This is a genomic window from Catalinimonas locisalis (genome assembly GCF_038039535.1).
Classification (GTDB): Bacteria; Bacteroidota; Bacteroidia; order Cytophagales; family Cyclobacteriaceae; genus Catalinimonas.
Genome location: NZ_JBBPHP010000111.1, coordinates 1 through 1059 on the forward strand (window position 1 = coordinate 1; position 1059 = coordinate 1059).

The following is a 1059-nucleotide window of genomic DNA, read 5'->3' on the forward strand; positions in this document are numbered from 1 at the left end:
TAAAGAAAACAAGGCCTAACATTATGTATCGGCTATCGCTTCGGCTAAAGCCTTCGCCAGCCGCTACATCGGTCGTTAGGCCACATGCAAAATGGAATTAAAACTTTTAAGTATTCAAAAACGTACCTATATTAGTACTTATATAAATACTTAATACTATGATTGCAGCCAATTATACAGAATTTAGAACTCATCTTAAAAAGTACCTGGATGATGTTGAGCAAAATCAGGAGACTTTAATTATCAAAAGAGGATCTGGCAACGGCACAGTGATGCTATCACTTGACGAATACAATTCACTAATGGAGACAGTTCACCTCTTGAGTTCAAAGAAAAATGCAGATCGACTTTTTGAGTCAATACAGCAAATGAAAGAAGGTAAAACAATCAAAAAAGGATTAATTGAGGATTGATGAACATTACCTTTTCAAAAAATGCTTGGGAAGATTACACCTCATGGTTGACTGAAGATAAAAAGATGTTGAAGAAGATCAATGATTTGATCAAAGACATTCAAAGAACGCCGTTTGAAGGCAGAGGAAAACCTGAACCTTTAAAGTATGAACTTTCAGGCTATTGGTCTAGACGCATTGACCGCGAGCATAGATTAGTTTATCAAGTCTCTGGAAGTGAAATACTGATTTATAGCTGCAAATATCATTATGATAAATGATGAGAAGCACGATGGCCTAACAAGAGCTAGCCCCAACCGGGCGGAAAGGTGAACTTGAAAGGTTATTGCCCCAATCGCGAAAATTGTAACTTGAAAATAAAACGCAAACAAGGCCCGGTATGATGGCTAGCCTTGGCGTTAGAGGCAACCGGAAGATGAAAAAAAGATTGGCTTATCCTTCAATGAGTCAACAGATAAAGATGATTTTCAGGGCGGAATAATGTATTTCATAGATTGTAATATTTTAAGATTTAGGCTACAAGTACGTTGAGGCGTTCTTTGTTAGTAGATCTGGGATATTTTTTCCTGTGGCTTATCCTGCAATGAGTCAACAGATAAAAATGAAATTCAGGGCGGAAAAAGGCATTTCATAGATTGTAATATTT

Annotated in this window: 2 protein-coding genes; both read left to right on the top strand. The window is 36.9% G+C overall.

The window, feature by feature from the left end:
* The first annotated feature begins 158 nt into the window (after nt 1-158).
* The gene (locus WJR50_RS34095; RefSeq protein ID WP_341297797.1) at nt 159-413 is read left to right on the top strand and encodes a type II toxin-antitoxin system Phd/YefM family antitoxin; all 255 of its coding nucleotides are present in this window, start codon (nt 159-161) and stop codon (nt 411-413) included.
* Nucleotides 413-673, top strand: a complete 261-nt coding sequence (locus WJR50_RS34100; protein ID WP_341297798.1) for a Txe/YoeB family addiction module toxin — start codon at nt 413-415, stop codon at nt 671-673. The genes WJR50_RS34095 and WJR50_RS34100 overlap by 1 nt, the downstream gene beginning before the upstream one ends.
* The last annotated feature ends 386 nt before the right edge of the window (nt 674-1059 follow it).